Source organism: Nonomuraea sp. NPDC050153, assembly GCF_044460125.1.
In the GTDB taxonomy this organism is placed as follows: domain Bacteria; phylum Actinomycetota; class Actinomycetes; order Streptosporangiales; family Streptosporangiaceae; genus Nonomuraea.
In genome coordinates this window covers 19,800-35,728 of record NZ_JBITJQ010000006.1, presented here as the reverse complement: position 1 = coordinate 35,728, position 15,929 = coordinate 19,800, and the positions used below count along the sequence as shown (strand labels likewise).

At 71.6% G+C, this 15,929-nt stretch carries 13 protein-coding genes; 7 read left to right on the top strand and 6 right to left on the bottom strand.

Annotated elements, in window-relative coordinates; genetic code table 11:
* Window positions 1–17: 17 nt before the first annotated feature.
* From ACIBQ1_RS17225 to ACIBQ1_RS17215, 3 genes are read left to right on the top strand one after another with little or no spacing between them, the layout of a single operon-like run.
* Window positions 18–2,726, top strand: a complete 2,709-nt coding sequence (locus ACIBQ1_RS17225) for a BTAD domain-containing putative transcriptional regulator (RefSeq protein ID WP_397278491.1) — start codon at window positions 18–20, stop codon at window positions 2,724–2,726.
* A complete protein-coding gene (locus ACIBQ1_RS17220; protein WP_397278490.1) occupies window positions 2,723–3,334 on the top strand; it encodes a hypothetical protein in 612 nt (203 codons plus the stop codon). The genes ACIBQ1_RS17225 and ACIBQ1_RS17220 overlap by 4 nt, the downstream gene beginning before the upstream one ends.
* Window positions 3,331–4,263 carry a hypothetical protein gene (locus ACIBQ1_RS17215; protein ID WP_397278488.1) on the top strand — a complete coding sequence of 311 codons (933 nt, stop codon included), beginning with the start codon at window positions 3,331–3,333 and terminating at the stop codon, window positions 4,261–4,263. Before ACIBQ1_RS17220 ends, ACIBQ1_RS17215 begins: the two co-directional genes overlap by 4 nt.
* An 18-nt stretch (window positions 4,264–4,281) precedes the next feature.
* Here the strand turns inward: ACIBQ1_RS17215 and ACIBQ1_RS17210 are convergent, their stop codons facing one another.
* Window positions 4,282–4,716, bottom strand: coding sequence for a MarR family winged helix-turn-helix transcriptional regulator (locus ACIBQ1_RS17210; RefSeq protein ID WP_397278487.1), 435 nt, complete (start codon window positions 4,714–4,716; stop codon window positions 4,282–4,284).
* Window positions 4,717–4,806: 90 nt separating this feature from the next.
* On the opposite strand from ACIBQ1_RS17210, the gene ACIBQ1_RS17205 reads away from it, so the two are divergent.
* The gene (locus ACIBQ1_RS17205; protein ID WP_397278485.1) at window positions 4,807–5,961 is read left to right on the top strand and encodes an MFS transporter; all 1,155 of its coding nucleotides are present in this window, start codon (window positions 4,807–4,809) and stop codon (window positions 5,959–5,961) included.
* Window positions 5,962–5,985: 24 nt separating this feature from the next.
* Here the strand turns inward: ACIBQ1_RS17205 and ACIBQ1_RS17200 are convergent, their stop codons facing one another.
* The 5 genes from ACIBQ1_RS17200 to ACIBQ1_RS17180 form a co-directional block, all read right to left on the bottom strand.
* Window positions 5,986–6,486, bottom strand: a complete 501-nt coding sequence (locus ACIBQ1_RS17200) for a methylated-DNA--[protein]-cysteine S-methyltransferase (protein ID WP_397278483.1) — start codon at window positions 6,484–6,486, stop codon at window positions 5,986–5,988.
* On the bottom strand, window positions 6,483–7,862 hold the full coding sequence (locus tag ACIBQ1_RS17195; RefSeq protein WP_397278482.1) for a DNA-3-methyladenine glycosylase 2 family protein: 1,380 nt from the start codon (window positions 7,860–7,862) through the stop codon (window positions 6,483–6,485). Before ACIBQ1_RS17195 ends, ACIBQ1_RS17200 begins: the two co-directional genes overlap by 4 nt.
* A gap of 119 nt (window positions 7,863–7,981) precedes the next feature.
* Window positions 7,982–8,923: an NYN domain-containing protein gene (locus tag ACIBQ1_RS17190; RefSeq protein WP_355370801.1), complete on the bottom strand. Its 942-nt coding sequence runs from the start codon at window positions 8,921–8,923 to the stop codon at window positions 7,982–7,984.
* A 107-nt stretch (window positions 8,924–9,030) separates the two neighbouring features.
* Window positions 9,031–9,240, bottom strand: a complete 210-nt coding sequence (locus tag ACIBQ1_RS17185; RefSeq protein WP_397278480.1) for an acyl-CoA carboxylase subunit epsilon — start codon at window positions 9,238–9,240, stop codon at window positions 9,031–9,033.
* Window positions 9,237–10,826, bottom strand: coding sequence for an acyl-CoA carboxylase subunit beta (locus ACIBQ1_RS17180; protein ID WP_397278479.1), 1,590 nt, complete (start codon window positions 10,824–10,826; stop codon window positions 9,237–9,239). Before ACIBQ1_RS17180 ends, ACIBQ1_RS17185 begins: the two co-directional genes overlap by 4 nt.
* 35 nt (window positions 10,827–10,861) lie before the next feature.
* Here ACIBQ1_RS17180 and ACIBQ1_RS17175 point away from each other — a divergent pair, with 35 nt between their 5' ends.
* The 3 genes from ACIBQ1_RS17175 (at window position 10,862) to ACIBQ1_RS17165 (ending at window position 15,919) form a co-directional block, all read left to right on the top strand.
* Window positions 10,862–11,626: an ABC transporter ATP-binding protein gene (locus ACIBQ1_RS17175; protein ID WP_397278477.1), complete on the top strand. Its 765-nt coding sequence runs from the start codon at window positions 10,862–10,864 to the stop codon at window positions 11,624–11,626.
* A gap of 46 nt (window positions 11,627–11,672) precedes the next feature.
* On the top strand, window positions 11,673–13,232 hold the full coding sequence (locus ACIBQ1_RS17170) for a hypothetical protein (protein ID WP_397279105.1): 1,560 nt from the start codon (window positions 11,673–11,675) through the stop codon (window positions 13,230–13,232).
* Between the two features lie 65 nt (window positions 13,233–13,297).
* Window positions 13,298–15,919, top strand: coding sequence for a phosphoenolpyruvate carboxylase (locus ACIBQ1_RS17165; protein WP_397278476.1), 2,622 nt, complete (start codon window positions 13,298–13,300; stop codon window positions 15,917–15,919).
* Window positions 15,920–15,929 lie beyond the last annotated feature (10 nt).

The following is a 15,929-nucleotide window of genomic DNA, read 5'->3' as shown; positions in this document are numbered from 1 at the left end:
GGCGGAAGGGAGAGACGATGCCGACGCGAGAGCCCGCGCGCCCACACGGACGCCACACGCCCGTGCGCGTCAAAGCCAGGCGCAGCGCAGGAGACGTGCTCGCCGGCATCGGATCGCTGATCGTGCTGGTGGCGCTCGTGGGCGGGGTGCCGTACGCGCTGCTCACGTTCGTCGGGCCGCCGATCGCGCCCGAGCTGCTCGACCTCGACCTGCTCACCAGCCGCGTCGGCCCGAGCACCGTCGTGGCCGTGCTGGTGCTGCTGGTCTGGCTGGCCTGGTTCCAGATGTTCGTGTGCGTGCTGGTCGAGGTGTACGCGGGCGTCCGCAGGGTCGGCATGCCGGCCCGCGTGCCGCTCTCCGGGGGCACGCAGGCACTGGCCAACAAGCTCGTCGGCGCGGTGCTGCTGCTGTTCACGGCGGGTGCGATGGTCGTGCCGCTGGCCAAGCTGGCGCCCACGCCGGCCGCCACGCCGGTCACGGCGGTGGCGTACTCCGCGCCGATCGTCGAGAAGACGACCCTGGAGACGCAGAAGACCAAGAAGGTGTACGTGGTGCAGCCCCCGCACGGCCGGCACCACGAGAGCCTGTGGGAGATCGCCGAGAAGTGCTTAGGAGACGGCCGCCGATATCCCGAAATTTACCGGCTTAATCAGGCGAAGGAGCAGCCGGACGGCACCCGCCTGCGCATGGCCGACCTGATCAGGCCAGGCTGGGTGCTCGACATGCCGGACGACGCCAGGCACGTCCACATCGTCCCCGTCGACCAGCCCCGCGAGCAGACGCTGCGCGAGCACCCGGGCAGGGCCGCGACGAACCAGCACGCGGGCCGGCAAGCCGACGAGCGGACCGGCCACGCCGAGAAGAAGGTCGAGGCCAAGCACCGCCAGCCGGAGCAGCAGGAGCGGCAGCGGCCCGACCAGCCGCAGGCCACCATCCGGGAGAGCCAGTCGGCCGACCTGACCGACTACCTCGCCACCGCTTCCCTGGCCGCCGCGGGCCTGCTGCTCGTGCTGGCCAGGCGGCGCCGCGAGCAGCTCTGGCGCAGGGTGTTCGGCCGCCGGATCGTCCGCCCGCGCGACGACGCCGCCCAGGCCGAGGTCGCGCTGAGGCTCGGCGGCGACGCGCCGGGCGCCCGCATCCTCGACATCGGCCTGCGGCTGCTCGGCGCCGAGCTGGCCGCCCAGAACCGCACGCCCCCCACCGTGTACGGGGCGCACCTGTCGGCCCGCACGCTCGACCTGTGGATCCACCCGCCGGACGGCGACGCGCCGCCGCCGTGGACGGCCCAGGACGGCGGCCAGGTGTGGCGGTTGCCCGCTCATGAGGGCCGCCTGCTGGAGGAGCAGGCGGGCGGGGCGCCGTACCCCGGGCTGGTCTCCATCGGCACGGACGCCAGCGGGCGCGTGCTCATCGACCTGGAAGCCGCGCAGGGCCTGATCAACGTGCGCGGCCCGCAGACCACCGCCGCGCTGGCCGCGCTCGCCGTCGAACTGGCCACCAACCGCTGGTCCGACCGCATGCGCATCACGCTCGTCGGCTTCGGCGAGGAGCTGACCGCCATCGCGCCCGACCGGATCAGGGCCGTCGGCGGCCTGGCCGAGGTGCTGCCCGAGCTGGAGGCCGTCGCCACGCCGCGCAGGGAGGTGCTGACCGGGCGCATCACCGGCAGCCCGCGCGAGGCCCACTACCTGCTGTCCGCGGTCGCGCCCACGCACGAGGAGGCCCGGCGCCTCGCGCTGCTGGCCCGCAGGGACACGGCCGGTTACGTGCTGGCGGGCGAGGTCCCGCACGCCACCTGGACGCTGGAGATCGATGACGACGGCCGGGCCAGGATCGCCGAGCTGGGCTTCGACGTGCAGGCCCAGCTCCTGCCCCGCCGCCACTACCAGGCCCTGATCGACCTGTTCAGGACGGCCTCCCGGGTCGACGGCGAGGCCGTCCCCGAGGCCGAGCCGCTGGCGGGGCTGCACCCGCCCGCCGTCGAGGTCAGGATGCTCGGCCCCATCGAGGTCACCGGCCTGCGGCCCTTGGAGGAGGGCCGGCTGGCACTGGCCGCGGAGCTGCTGGTCTACCTGGCCACGCACCCCGGCGGCGTGCATCCCTCGGTGCTGGGCGGGGTGCTCTGGCCGCGCGGCGTGCAGGACATGGTCAGGGACGCCACGATCGCCAGGGTCGCCGAGTGGCTCGGGCGGGAGCACCTGCTCACCGACGAGGCCGGCCGGCTCAGCCTGGGGCCCGACGTGCGTACGGACTGGGCGCTGTTCCGCGAGCTCGTACGCCGCTCGCAGGGCGACCCGACGGCCAGGGCCGTCCTGCTGGAGAAGGCGCTCGGGCTGGTCAGAGGCCCGCTGCTGAGCGGCCGCCAGCCGGGCAGGTACGCCTGGCTGGCGGCCGAGGACCTGGAGTACGACGTGGCCGCCGAGGTGGCCGACGCGGCGCACCAGCTCTGCGAGCTGCGGCTCGCGCACGGGCAGCCGGACGCCGCCGTGGCCGCCGTACGCGCGGCGCTGCTGCTGGCGGTGGACGACGAGGGCCTCTGGCGCGACCTGCTGCGGGCCACGCACGCCACCGAGGACACCGTACGGCTGCGCGCCGTCGTCGAGGGCCTGACCCGCAGGGCGGCCTCGCACCCTTACGGCGGCGGGATGGCCCCGGAGACCGAGGCACTGATCGAGGAACTGCTGCCCACGTGGCGCATCCATGTGGTGAGGGAGTCGTCGGCATGAGACGAGTCGTGCTGCTGCTGGTCATCGTCCTGGCGGGCTGCGGGCAGGCCGAGCGCCCGTACTCGCCCGCGGCGGAACCCGCGCCGGTGAAGAGCTCCGCCAAGACCTCCGCCCGGGCGACGACACAGCCGGAGGAGGCGCTGCCGACCGGCCCCCAGAGCATCGCCATCGGCGACGGCCTGCGCGTGCGGGTGGAGTGGCCGGCGGATCCCGACCCGCTGCTGAAGGTCATCGTCGACCAGTACGTGGGCACCCGCCAGGCCGTCGTCGACGGGACCCGCGGCTACCGGCGCAATCTGGAGATCAAGGCCGAGGAGCAGGCGACGGAGTGGGTGAACCAGTTCATCGACGAGGAGCGTTCGATGCGCGGGACCGGCCGGCTCTACGACCTGCGGATCAGCGCGCGCATGGGCAAGGGCGCTCAGGTCAACGCATGCGTGGACGAGTCGGGCGTGCGGATGATCTCCTCCCGTACCGGGAAGGCCGTCGCCCCTCAGCCGGATTGGCTGCGCACCCCTTACAGCCAGAGCGTGGTCGCCCATCGCGGTGACGACGGGGTGTGGCGCATCAGGTCCTACATCCCCTCCACAGAGAGATGCTCCCGATGAAATCTTTGCTCGCGGTACTGCTCTCGGTGCCGCTGCTGGTCGCTCCGCCCCCAGGCCCTCGCGACGTCGACGTCGACGTCAATGGCAGCCAGCGCGGGCGGACGACGAGCCTGAGCCTGGAGGCCAGCTCCATCAAGATCAGCGGTGACGGCGCCAGGGGCGGCTCGGGCGACGGCTATCGCATCCCGCGCCCCTGCTGGTACGAGCCCAGCCTGAGCGCCGAGGAGATGTTCCGGCTGCACACCGAAGGCCGCGATCCGGCCAACCGGGCGCGGATCGACGAGGAGAGCTTCCGGGCCTTCATCCAGCAGTTCAAGGACAAGCTCGGCAAACCGGGCCGATGGTGGGTGCCCGCGTACAACAAGGCCGATCCGAACGGCGCCGCCTGCTGGGGCGGCCTCGATCTGTTCGTCTTCATGCCCCCGAACACCACGCCCCCGTCCGGGATCACGATCGAGCAGCTGGCGCAGATCGCCAGGGCCGCGCTGACCGTCCCGGAGCCCACGGTCAAGCTGAACCCCGACGCCAAGAGCTTCGTCAACCTCCCGACCTTCGTCTGGCTGGAGAACGTCGGCCAGCCGAGCCGCACGGTCACGGCGGCGATCCCCGGCGTCATGAGCGTGACCCTGGTGGCGACGCTGCAGGACATCAAGATCGATCCGGGTACGTCCAAGGATCGGGCCGAGGTGCACGAGGAGGGTTGCGGGGCGTCCGGGAAGCCGTACGAGAAGGGCGCCCAGTTCACGTGCGGCGTGCGTTACCTGCGCTCGGCGATCGACCAGCCGCGCGAGAAGTACACGCTGACCGTCACCACCGTGTGGCCGGTCCAGGTGGCCGACAACGTGGTGCCGTTCCAGTTCGCGCCCGTACAGGTCGGCGCCAGCCGGGACGTGCCGGTCGGCGAGATCCAGAGCAACGTCAAGCCGTGAGCGGCGGGTCCGGGCGGCTCAGGCCCGGACCACCGCCACCAGCGGGGCCAGCTCGGGCTGCTCCGCCGCCTCGTCGAGCACCTCTTTCAGCACGCCGTCGTGCGTGGGACGGGCCCGTCCGAGCAGTTCGAACCCGGCCTGCGTGACCTCCGAGTAGATCCCGCGCCTGTCGTCCTCGCACAGGTAGCGCTTGAGCAGGCTGCGGTTCTCCAGGCGCGTCACCAGCCTGGTCGTGGCGCTCTGGCTGAGCACGACGGCCCTGGCGAGCTGTTGCATGCGCATGTGCCAGCCGTCCTGCCTGGCCAGCACGTCCAGCACCGTGTATTCGCTCACGCTGAGCGAGTGCTCCTTCTGGAGTGATTTCTCCAGCCTGTCCTCGATTCTCGCGTGCAGCGCCGCGAGGGTGCGCCAGCCCTGGGCGCGCGCCTCCACGGCGTCATCGGCTAGGGGCATGTGACAACCTCCTCGACATCCTTGTATGTTCATATAGTCGGCGTGTGCAAATAATGTCCACGCTTACTAACGTCGTCTGAGGAGTAGTCTATGCCTCTCGCCCTGTTCGCCCTCGCGATCAGCGCCTTCGGCATCGGAACCACGGAGTTCATCATCAACGGGCTGCTGCCCGAGGTGGCGGCCGATTTCCACGTGTCCATCCCGGCCGCCGGGCTGCTCGTTTCCGGTTACGCGCTGGGCGTGGCCGTCGGCGGGCCGCCGCTGACCATGCTCGGCGGGCGCCTGTCGCGCAAGACCATGCTGCTGTCCCTGATGGTGCTGTTCATCGTGGGGAACCTGCTGTCGGCGCTGGCGCCCTCGTACGCGGTGCTGATGGTCGGCCGTTTCCTGTCGGCCTTCGCGCACGGCGCCTACTTCGGGGTCGGCTCCGTCGTGGCCGCCGACCTGGTGGCGCCGCAGAAGCGGGCCAGCGCCATCGCCATGATGTTCACCGGCCTCACGCTCGCCAACGTCCTGGGCGTGCCCTTGGGGACGTGGATCGGTCAGGCGTTCGGCTGGCGGGCCACGTTCTGGGTCGTGGTGGCGATCGGCGTGGCCGGTCTCGCCGGCGTGGTCGCCCTCGTGCCCCGGCAGCCGCGCCCGACCGGGAGCGTCGTGCGGGAACTGGCGACGTTCCGCAAGGCCGGCGTCTGGCTGGCTCTGGGGATGACCGTCTTCGGCTTCGCCCCGGTCTTCGCCGTCATCACGTTCATCGCGCCCATCATGACCGGCGTGGGCGGCTTCTCGCCCGGCGCCGTGCCCGTGGTCATGGCCCTGTTCGGGGTCGGCCTCGTGGCGGGCAACCTGATCGGCGGCAAGCTGGCGGACCGCGCGGTCATGCCCAGCATCTACGGCTCGGTCGCCCTGCTCACCCTGCTGGCCGTGGCGGTGGCCCTGGTGTCGGGCAGCCAGGTGGCCTTCGTGATCACCATCACGCTGTTCGGGGTGGCCGCCTTCGCCACGGTCCCGCCCCTGCAGACCCGCGTCCTGGACGCCGCCGCCGGCGCCCCCACGCTCGCCTCGGCGGCCAACATCGGGGCCTTCAACCTGGGCAACGCGATCGGCTCCTTCGCGGCCGGCCTCACCATCGACGCCGGCCTCGGCTACACGGCCCCCGCCTGGACCGCGGCCCTGTTGGGCCTGGCCGGGCTGGCCGTGGCGGGGGCGGCGGGCCTCCAGGCCCGCCGCCTGGTGCCCGCCACCTAATAAGCACCGCCTGGTGAGCGCTGCCTAGTGAGCGCCGGACTCGTGGGCGAGCAGCCACTCCTTGACCGGCACGCCGTAGTAGTAGCCGCCGTAGCCTCCGCCGCTGGGCAGCACCCGGTGGCAGGGGACGAACGGCGCGATGAGGTTCTGCGCGCAGGCCGAGCCGGCCGCCCGGGCGGCCGTCCTGGGCATGCCCGCCCGCTCGGCCAGCTCCGCGTACGAGACGGTGGTCCCCGCCTTGACCTCGCGCAACGCGGCATGGATCCGCTTGCGGGTGGCCGAGCCCGGCTGGGAGACCGGGACGGCGTCCAGCGCGTCCAGATCCCCGGCCAGGTACGCCCGCACCGCCACCGAGACGGCCCCGAGGTCGTCCACGACCTCCAGGCCCTCCGACCGCAGCTCGGGCGTGAGGCGGTCGAACATCTCCGTCGGGTCGGCGGTGAACCCGGCCGCCACCACCACTCCCTCGCGGCAGAGCAGGGACAGCGGCCCCATCGGGGTCGGGATGAGCTGAGCAGCGATCATGATGAGCTCCAAAGGTGCAGGGCGGCGTAGGCCCGCCAGGGCCGCCACCGTTCGATGTGGTCGTCGGGGATGTCCAGGGCGGCCATGCGCTTCTTGAGCACGAGGTCGCCCATGGGCCACGCGTCCGGGTCGCGCAGCGCCCGGAGCGCGATGTAGCCGGCCGTCCACGGGCCGATGCCCGGGATCTTGAGCAGGTCCGACACCGCCTCGGCGGGGTCCTGGCCGCCGTCGAGGTCGAGGCGGCCCTCCACCAGGTGGCCGGCCAGGTGCCTGAGCGTGTCGATCCGGCGGTTGGTCAGGCCCAGGCCCGTCAGGTCCGTTTCCAGGAGTTCGGCCGGGGTGGGGAAGAGCGGGCCGGAGGCCTTGGCGACGATGCGGCCGAGGAGGGTGCGGGCGCCGGCCACCGAGATCTGCTGGCCGACGACCGCGCGTACGGCCAGCTCGAAGCCGTCGAACGCCCCCGGCACCCGCAGCCCCGGCCGGGCCGCCACCAGCGGCCCGAGCGAGGTCTGCTCAAGGATCTCCGAGATGGCGGACGGGTCGGCGTCGAGGTCGAGGAGGCGGCGGCAGCGGGCCACGACGCGGGCGAGCTGCCGGGTGTCGTCGATCGCGACGTCCAGGGCTATGTGGTCGCGGTGCGGCGTGAGCGTGATCGTCCCACCCGGTACCGCTCGCGCGTACGACGTCAGGTCCGCCACCTCCAGCCCCGGGATGGCGCGCGCGGCCAGGAACGCGAAGACCCCGTCCACGTCGTAGGGCTCGCGCCGGTGCAGCCGGAGCCGGAGCGTCGCGTCGCAGGCCCGCGGGCCCGCCGTGGCCCGCAGCTCGCTGGGCGTGAAGCCGTACGTCTCCCGCATCGTCGCGTTGAACTGCCGCACGCTCCCGAACCCCGCCGCGAACGCCACGTCCGTGACCGGCAGCCCCGTCTCCGTCAGCAGCTGCTTGGCCAGCAGCAGCCGCTTGGTCCGCGCCACCGCCAGCGGCCCGACGCCCAGCTCGGCCACGAACAGCCGGTGCAGGTGCCGCTCGGTGATGTGCAGCCGCTCGGCCAGCCCCGCCACGCCCTGCTCGTCCGCCGCGCCGTCGTCGATCAGCCGCAGCGCCCGGCCGACCAGGTCGCCGCGCACGTCCCAGCCCGGGTCGCCGGGCGAGAGCTCAGGACGGCACCGCTTGCACGGCCGGAACCCCGCGGCCTCGGCCGACGCCGCGTGCCGGTAGAAACGCACGTTCCTGGACGAAGGCGTACGCGCCGGGCAGATTGGACGGCAGTAGATGCGCGTCGTCGTCACCGCCGTGTAGAAGCGCCCGTCGAACCGCGCGTCCCTGGCGGAGACGGCCCGGTAGCAGGAGTCGAAGTCGAGCTGGAGTGGTGACATGCCTCCGACACTAGGCGCTGCCCGAAGGCGCTGACTGGCGGAAATCGGACGTGAGCGTCGAACGGCAGGTCAGCAGGCCGAGCCGGGTGACCGGCGGAAATCGGACACCCGGCGCACGGCTACTTGGACGAGACGCCGACGCCCAGGTCGAACTCCCGGTAGACCCGGGCCCAGAAGCCGTCACGCAGCCACACCCGCGCCTCCGGGTAGGGGCGCAGCGAGTGGCCGAGCTCCTTCTCCGCCTCGATCAGCAGCTCGGTGTCGATCACGGTCGGCAGGATGGGGCCGGGCAGCAGGTCGCGGATGTTGTCGCGGCCACGCGTGAGGATCCACTTCTGTGCCACGTGCTCGCCCACGTCCTCCACGCGCGGGCGGCTCGGCCCGAGCTTGGCCACCTGGCCGGGCTTGGCGTGCGGCTTGACGGGCGCGCGCCCGGCGAAGACCTGCGCGGGCGACGGTGCGGCAGCGGGCGGGGTGACCGGGACGGGCTGGGGAGCACGGCTGAAAAAGGGCCTCAGGAAATCAGCGGAGATCACTTCCACGGTGTCGGACTCCCACACCAGGCGCTCGGCCTGGTTGGTGCCGTACGGCGGCTCGACGCCCCACAGGTGGATCCGCACCCCGTACGCCTGCGCCGCCTCGACCGCCGGAACCATGTCCTCATCGCCCGCCAGCAGGATCGTGTCGGTGACCGCATGATGCCGGGCCAGCGCCTCCAGATCGCTCCGGATCTGCGCGTCCACGCCTTTCTGCTGGCCACGGGCGTTCAGGTTGCCAAGCCGCACCTTGACCCACGGGAGCTGGGCGATGACCCGCTGGTCGACGGTGGGCACACGGTCACGGGCTGCGTCATACCAATAGATCCGCAGGAGTTCGCCGGAAGTACGTTCCTCTGCATGTTTCTGTAGACTCTGGATGAGCTCATCGGCGGCCACCCGATATTCCTTACGCTCCTTCGCGCCGAGCAGCACTTCACCCGCCGCCGCGTACAGATAACCGACATCCACTAGGACGGCGTACTTGGCTGCCACAGGATGCGGCATGAGGTCTGGGATGGCCATGTCGTCCTCCAGGCCGCGGTGTTAGTTGATCGGCTGACTATATACGCCTACTTTCTCTAGATAGTCCCAACTCCCGGGGAACTTGACACCCGATTCTCAGGATCTATCTAGGGTAGAGCGCTCATCCGCCATGCCGACTTCCCTGGAACGACAGGCTTACGCATAGCTCTGCCAGGGTTTCGCCACGTTTGCCGACGGGGCCGTGAAGGCGCCTCCGGTTCGGCGTCGGAGCCCTGCCGTGCGGCGAGGACGGCGACCAACGCCGCGATCTCCTCGGGCGTGGCGTCCCCCCGGACAATTCGCAGATCTGGCGTCATAGCGGGATGTTCCCATGCTTTTTCGGCGGGAGCGTCGCCCGCTTGTTCCTGAGGGCCCGCAGCGCCCTGACGACCTGGGCCCGGGTCTCCGACGGCCGGATCACCGCGTCCACATAGCCGCGCTCCGCCGCGATGTACGGATTGGCCAGCGTGTCCTCGTACTCGGTGACGAGCCGGGCGCGCTCGCCCTCGGGGTCGTCGGAGGCGGCGAGTTCGCGCCGGTAGAGGATGTTGACCGCGCCCTGCGCCCCCATGACCGCGATCTGGGCCGTGGGCCAGGCCAGGTTGATGTCCGCGCCGAGGTGCTTGGAGCCCATGACGTCGTACGCGCCGCCGTACGCCTTGCGCGTGATCACCGTGATCAGCGGCACGGTGGCCTCGGCGTAGGCGTAGAGGAGCTTGGCGCCCCGGCGGATGATTCCGTTCCATTCCTGATCGGTCCCTGGAAGGAATCCCGGCACATCCACAAATGTCAGTATCGGAATATTAAAGGCATCACATGTTCGAATAAATCGGGCGGCCTTCTCCGACGCGTTGATATCCAGACATCCGGCGAAATGCATGGGCTGGTTGGCCACGACCCCGACCGGCTGGCCGTCCACGCGGCCGTACCCGACCACGACGTTCGGCGCGAACAGCGCGTGGACCTCCAGGAACTCCCCGTCGTCCAGCACGTGCTCGATCACCCGGTGCATGTCGTACGGCTGGTTCGCCGAGTCGGGGATCAGCTCGTCGAGCTCCGGATCGGGCTCCAGGTCGGTGGCCGGCTCGAAGACCGGGGCCTCGTCCAGGTTGTTCGACGGCAGGTACGACAGCAGCGCCTTGACGTACTCCAGCGCGTCCTGCTCGTCGGCGGCCTGGTAGTGGGCCACGCCCGACTTCGTGTTGTGCGTGTGGGCCCCGCCGAGCTCCTCGAACGTGACCTCCTCGCCCGTCACCGTCTTGATCACGTCGGGCCCGGTGATGAACATCTGGGACGTCTGGTCCACCATCACCACGAAGTCGGTCAGCGCCGGGGAGTAGACGTGCCCGCCGGCCGCGGCGCCCATGATGAGCGAGATCTGGGGGATCACGCCGGACGCGTGCACGTTGCGCTTGAAGATCTCCGCGTAGAGGCCGAGCGCCACCACGCCTTCCTGGATGCGCGCGCCGCCGCCCTCGTTGATGCCGATGATCGGGCAGCCGGTCTTGATCGCCAGGTCGAGCACCTTGACGATCTTCTCGCCGTACACCTCGCCGAGCGAGCCGCCGAAGACCGTCACGTCCTGCGAGAACACGCACACCTGCCGGCCGTCGACCGTGCCGTGCCCGGTGATGACGCCGTCGCCGTACGGCCGCCGGCTCTCCAGCCCGAACATCGTCGACCGGTGCCTGGCGAACTCGTCGAACTCCACGAACGAGCCCTCGTCCAGCAGCGCGAGCACCCGCTCCCTGGCGGTCATCTTGCCCTTGGCGTGCTGCTTCTCCACGGCCGCCGCGGAGCCCGCGTGCGCGGCCTCGTCGAGCCGCCGCTCCAGGTCGGCGATCTTCCCGGCGGTGGTGTGGATGTCCGGCCGGTCCGGCGACTCCTCGGCAGCAGTGCTCATGCTCGCAAGGTTAGTCCTCCTCCTAGAGTGGATTCATGACGGATGCGGTTCGCACGCACGGGCTCTTCAAGCGCTACGGGCCGCAGGTCGCGGTCGCGGGCGTCGACCTCGTGGTGCCGTCGGGGAGCTTCGCGGGCCTCGTCGGACCCAACGGCGCGGGCAAGACCACCACGCTCAGCATGATCACCGGGCTGCTGCGCCCCGACGGCGGCACGGCCGAGGTCGACGGGTTTCACGTGTGGCGCGACCCCGTGGAGGTCAAGGCGCGCATCGGCGTGCTGCCGGAGGGGCTGCGGCTGTTCGAGCGGCTGTCGGGCCGCGAGCTGCTCCTGTACAACGGCCGGCTGCGCGGCATCCCCAAGGCCGACGTCGAGCAGCGCGCGGGCGAGCTGCTGGCCGTGATGGACCTGACCGCCGCCGCCGACAAGCTCGTCGTCGACTACTCCACCGGCATGCGCAAGAAGATCGGCCTGGCCGCCGCGCTGCTGCACAACCCGTCCGTGCTCTTCCTGGACGAGCCGTTCGAGGGTGTCGACCCGGTCAGCGCCAACACGCTCACCGACGTGCTCCGGCGCTTCACGGCGTCCGGCTCGACGGTGATCTTCTCCAGCCATGTCATGGACCTGGTCGAGCGGCTGTGCGACTGGGTGTCGGTGATGAGTGCGGGCCACATCGTGGCGCAGGGGACGCTGGCGGACGTACGCGGCGGGCGCAGCCTCAACCAGGCGTTCCTGGACCTGGTCGGCGGCTCGCGCGACAACGGCGAGGGCCTCACGTGGCTCGGCGCCAACCCCAGGTGACATCCATGAGCCCCGCCGCGTCCGAGGAGCGCCGTTGACCGCCGTGATGAGTACCGTGGCACTATTCGCGCAGCTCAAGCTCCGGCTGCTGGCCGGAAACCTGCGCGGAGACCTCCAGCGCAAGCTCGGCTTCGTCTTCACCCTGGTCATCGCCACCGGCCTGGCCGTGCTCGGCTTCTTCCTGATGAGCCTGCTCCGGCTGGCGCCCCACGACATCGCCGCCGACCTGGTGATCGTCGCGTTCACGTCCTTCCTCTTCGGCTGGATGATCGTGCCGCTGCTGGCCTTCGGCCTGGACGACACGCTCGATCCGGCGAAGCTGTCGCTCCTTCCGCTGCGTACGAGGCAGCTCGCGGTCGGCATGTTCACCGCGTCCGTGACCGGGGTGTGGCCGCTCGCCATGCTGATCGTCACGGCCGGCGCGCTGGTGGGGCTGGCGACGGGCGTCGGCGGCGTGCTGCTCGGGGTGCCGGCCGTGCTGCTGCAGTTCGCGCTGTGCGTGGTGACGTCCAGGCTGATCACCACCTCGCTCTCCAGCGCGCTGCGCACCCGGCGGGGCCGTGACGTGCTGGCCGTGGCCGCGCTGCTCGTGGTGGTGCTCGCGCAGCTGCCCAACCTCGTGATGAACCGCGGCCTCGGCGACCCGGAGGCCATGCTGCGCCAGTTGGCGGGGGTGCTCAGGTGGACCCCTCCGGGCATGGCGGCGCACGCGATGGCCGACGGCGGCCTGGCCGGGCTGGCCGAGCTCGCGCTGGTGGCCGTGATCGTGGTGGTGCTCGGCTGGTTGTGGATCAAGGCGCTGGGGCGGGCCCTGGTGACGCCCGACGTCTCCACGCAGGCCTCGTCCGTACGCAAGGAGAGCGGCCTGGCCGACCGGTTCCTGCCGGACGGGCCGCTGGCGGCCGTGGTGACGAAGGAGCTGAAGTACATCAGGCGCGAGCCCAGGTTCCGCGTCGGCTGGTTCAGCGCGGTGGTGGTCACCGCCGTGCTGGCGTTCTCCATGGGCGGCAGGTCTGACGGCGCGGAGGGCCTGCCGATCCTGCTCACCTGCGTCGGCGCCCTGATGATCGCGCTGCAGTCGGGCAATGCGTTCGGCATCGACGGCCGCTCGCTCTGGATGAACGCCGTGGTGTTCGGCTCCGAGCGCGGGGTGGCCACCGACCTGGCCGGGCGGCACCTGGCCAACGCGCTGATCGCCCTGCCGCTGCTCGCCGTGATCGCCGTGGCCACCGGCCTGTTCACCGGCCATCCCGGCGTGATCGCGCTGGCGGCGCTGGCCGGGTGGGGCGCGCTCGGCATCGGGCTCGGCGTCGGGTCTGTGACCAGCGTGGTGGTGCCGTACACCGTGCCCGAGCGGATGAACGCCTTCAGCGGCGCCGCGCCGGGGCAGGGCGGCCAGGCGTTCGCCTCCGCCATGGGGGCCACGGTCGGCATCGCGCTGCTGTCGCTGCCGTTCGTGGTGCCGCTGGCGTTCGGCTGGCTCTGGGTGTGCGCGGTGGCGCCCTTCTACGGGTTGCTCGTGGAGGTGCTCGGCAGGCGCCTGGCCGCCAGGATCGGATTCGCCCGGATGCCCGAGCTGCTGGGGGCCGTTTCCAAAGGTAGTTGAATGGTCTAGTCCAATGGGCGAGACCGGTCTACGGCTCCCCTGAGCGACTCGATACCCTTCGAAACATGATTGACCAGGGGCTCGAGCGTCGCAGCGCTGCCGTTACCGAGATGCCGGACGAGCTACGCCACGATGTGCGCCTGCTCGGCAAACTGCTCGGCCAGGTGCTCGCCGAACAGGGTGGCGAAGACCTGCTGGCCGACGTCGAACGGCTGCGCAAGGCCGTCATCGCAGCACGCAGGGGCGAGGTCTCGGCCGACGAGATCACCGCCATGGTCGCCGAATGGGAGATCGAGCGGGCCGTGGCGGTCGCCCGCGCGTTCACCTGCTATTTCCACCTGGCCAACCTGGCCGAGGAACACTACCGGATCCGCACACTACGCGAGCGGGACGCCGAGGGCAGGGTCCAGCGCGAGTCGCTGGCCCAGGCCGTACAGGAGCTGGGCCACGAGCGGGTCGCCGAGCTGCTGGAGGGCCTTGAGCTGCACCCGGTGCTCACCGCGCACCCCACCGAGGCACGCAGGCGCGCGGTCGTCACCGCCATCCAGCGCGTCAGCGGCCAGCTCACCGAGTACAACACGCCCGGCCGCGGCGCCACCGAGCGCGCCGAGAACAAGCGCCGCATGCTGGAGGAGATCGACCTCCTGTGGCGCACGGCCCAGCTCCGCTCGACCAAGCTCGATCCGCTCGACGAGGTGCGCACGGCGATGGCCGCCTTCGACGAGACGCTGTTCCGCATGGTGCCGCAGGTCTACCGCTCGCTGGACGCCGCGCTCGACGAGAGCACCGGCACCCGCCCGCCGCAGGCCCGGCCGTTCATCCGGTACGGCAGCTGGATCGGCGGCGACCGCGACGGCAACCCGAACGTCACGGCCAGGGTCACCCGCGAGACCATCCAGATCCAGTCCGAGCACGTGCTGACGGCCCTGGAGACCGCCTGCACGCGCATCGCCCGCACGCTGACCGCCTCCGTCCAGTTCGCCTCGCCGTCGCCCGCGCTCAAGTCCGCGCTGGCCGAGGCCGTGGACGCCTACCCCGACGTGGTCGGCGAGCTGGCCACCCGCTCGCCGCGCGAGCCGCATCGGCAGTGGCTGCTGTTCGTGGCCGCGCGCATCGCCGCGACCCACCGTCGCGACCTCGACCTGGCCTACCGCTCGCCGGCCGAGCTGCTGGACGACCTCCGGCTGGCGCAGGAGTCGCTGGCCGCCTCGGCGCCGCGGCAGGCGTACGGGGAGCTGCAGCACCTCATCTGGCAGGTCGAGACGTTCGGCTTCCACCTGGCCGAGCTGGAGGTGCGCCAGCACTCCCAGGTGCACGCGGCCGCCCTGGAGGAGGTCAGGGCCGGCGGCGAGCTGTCGGAGCGCACCGAGGAGGTGCTGGCCACGATCCGGGTGATCGCCTGGATCCAGGAGCGGTTCGGCGTCGCGGCCTGCTCCCGCTACGTGGTCTCCTTCACCCGCTCGTCCGATGACATCGCGGCCGTCTACGAGCTGGCCAGGCACGCGCTCGGCGAGCGGGCGCCGGTGCTCGACGTCGTGCCGCTGTTCGAGTCGGGCCAGGACCTGGCCAATTCGCCGGGCGTGCTGACCGGCATGCTGGAGATCCCGGAGATGCGGGAGCGCCTGGAGGCCACCGGCCGGCGTATGGAGATCATGCTCGGCTACTCCGACTCGGCCAAGGAGCTCGGCCCCGCGGCCGCCACGCTCCGGCTCTACGAGGCCCAGGAGGAGCTGACGGCCTGGGCGGCCAAGCACGACGTGAAGCTGCGCATGTTCCACGGCCGCGGCGGCGCGCTGGGCCGCGGCGGCGGCCCGGCCAACCGCGCGGTGCTGGCCCAGGCGCCCGGCTCGGTCGCCGGCCGGTTCAAGGTCACCGAGCAGGGCGAGGTCATCTTCGCCCGCTACGGCCACATCGCCATCGCCCGCCGCCACCTGGAGCAGGTGGCCAACGCCGTGCTGATGGCCTCCTCGCCCACGGTCGGCGCCCGCACCGCGGCCGCCGCCGAGCGCTTCCGCGGCCTGGCCGAGCAGGTGGCCACGGCCTCGGAGCAGGCCTACCGCGCGCTGACCGAGGCGCCGGGGTTCCCCGAGTGGTTCGGCCTGGTAAGCCCGCTGGAGGAGATCGGCACGCTGCGCCTGGGCTCGCGCCCGGCGCGCCGCGGGCTCGGCGCGCCGCGCTCGCTCGACGACCTGCGGGCGATCCCGTGGGTGTTCGCGTGGGCGCAGACGCGGGTCAACCTGCCCGGCTGGTACGGCCTCGGCACCGGTCTGGCCTCGGTCGGCTCCCTGGACGAGCTGCGGGCGGCGTACGCGGAGTGGCCGCTGTTCAACGCGATGCTGGACAACGCCGAGATGTCGCTGGCCAAGACCGACCGCTCGATCGCCAAGCGCTACCTGGCGCTGGGCGGCCGGGAGGACTTCGCCCGGCAGGTGCTGGAGGAGTACGACCGGACCCGCGACCTGGTGCTGCGGGTCACCGGCCACACGCGGCTGCTGGAGAACCGCAAGGTGCTCTCGCGCGCCGTCCAGCTCCGCGACCCGTACGTGGACGCGCTGTCGCACCTCCAGCTGCGGGCACTGCGCGCGCTGCGCACCGGCAACCCGTCGGAGCAGGAGCGCGAACGCCTGTCCACGCTCCTGCTCCTGTCGGTCAACGGCGTCGCGGCGGGCCTGCAGAACACCGGCTGAGCGCGGGCGG

What these genes read in the sequence shown, in the direction of transcription:
- ACIBQ1_RS17225 (WP_397278491.1), top strand. Translation starts at nt 18, where the DNA reads ATGCCGACGCGAGAGCCCGCGCGCCCACACGGACGCCACACGCCCGTG.
- ACIBQ1_RS17220 (WP_397278490.1), top strand. Translation starts at nt 2,723, where the DNA reads ATGAGACGAGTCGTGCTGCTGCTGGTCATCGTCCTGGCGGGCTGCGGG.
- ACIBQ1_RS17215 (WP_397278488.1), top strand. Translation starts at nt 3,331, where the DNA reads ATGAAATCTTTGCTCGCGGTACTGCTCTCGGTGCCGCTGCTGGTCGCT.
- ACIBQ1_RS17210 (WP_397278487.1), bottom strand. Translation starts at nt 4,716, where the DNA reads ATGCCCCTAGCCGATGACGCCGTGGAGGCGCGCGCCCAGGGCTGGCGC.
- ACIBQ1_RS17205 (WP_397278485.1), top strand. Translation starts at nt 4,807, where the DNA reads ATGCCTCTCGCCCTGTTCGCCCTCGCGATCAGCGCCTTCGGCATCGGA.
- ACIBQ1_RS17200 (WP_397278483.1), bottom strand. Translation starts at nt 6,486, where the DNA reads ATGATCGCTGCTCAGCTCATCCCGACCCCGATGGGGCCGCTGTCCCTG.
- ACIBQ1_RS17195 (WP_397278482.1), bottom strand. Translation starts at nt 7,862, where the DNA reads ATGTCACCACTCCAGCTCGACTTCGACTCCTGCTACCGGGCCGTCTCC.
- ACIBQ1_RS17190 (WP_355370801.1), bottom strand. Translation starts at nt 8,923, where the DNA reads ATGGCCATCCCAGACCTCATGCCGCATCCTGTGGCAGCCAAGTACGCC.
- ACIBQ1_RS17185 (WP_397278480.1), bottom strand. Translation starts at nt 9,240, where the DNA reads ATGACGCCAGATCTGCGAATTGTCCGGGGGGACGCCACGCCCGAGGAG.
- ACIBQ1_RS17180 (WP_397278479.1), bottom strand. Translation starts at nt 10,826, where the DNA reads ATGAGCACTGCTGCCGAGGAGTCGCCGGACCGGCCGGACATCCACACC.
- ACIBQ1_RS17175 (WP_397278477.1), top strand. Translation starts at nt 10,862, where the DNA reads ATGACGGATGCGGTTCGCACGCACGGGCTCTTCAAGCGCTACGGGCCG.
- ACIBQ1_RS17170 (WP_397279105.1), top strand. Translation starts at nt 11,673, where the DNA reads ATGAGTACCGTGGCACTATTCGCGCAGCTCAAGCTCCGGCTGCTGGCC.
- ACIBQ1_RS17165 (WP_397278476.1), top strand. Translation starts at nt 13,298, where the DNA reads ATGATTGACCAGGGGCTCGAGCGTCGCAGCGCTGCCGTTACCGAGATG.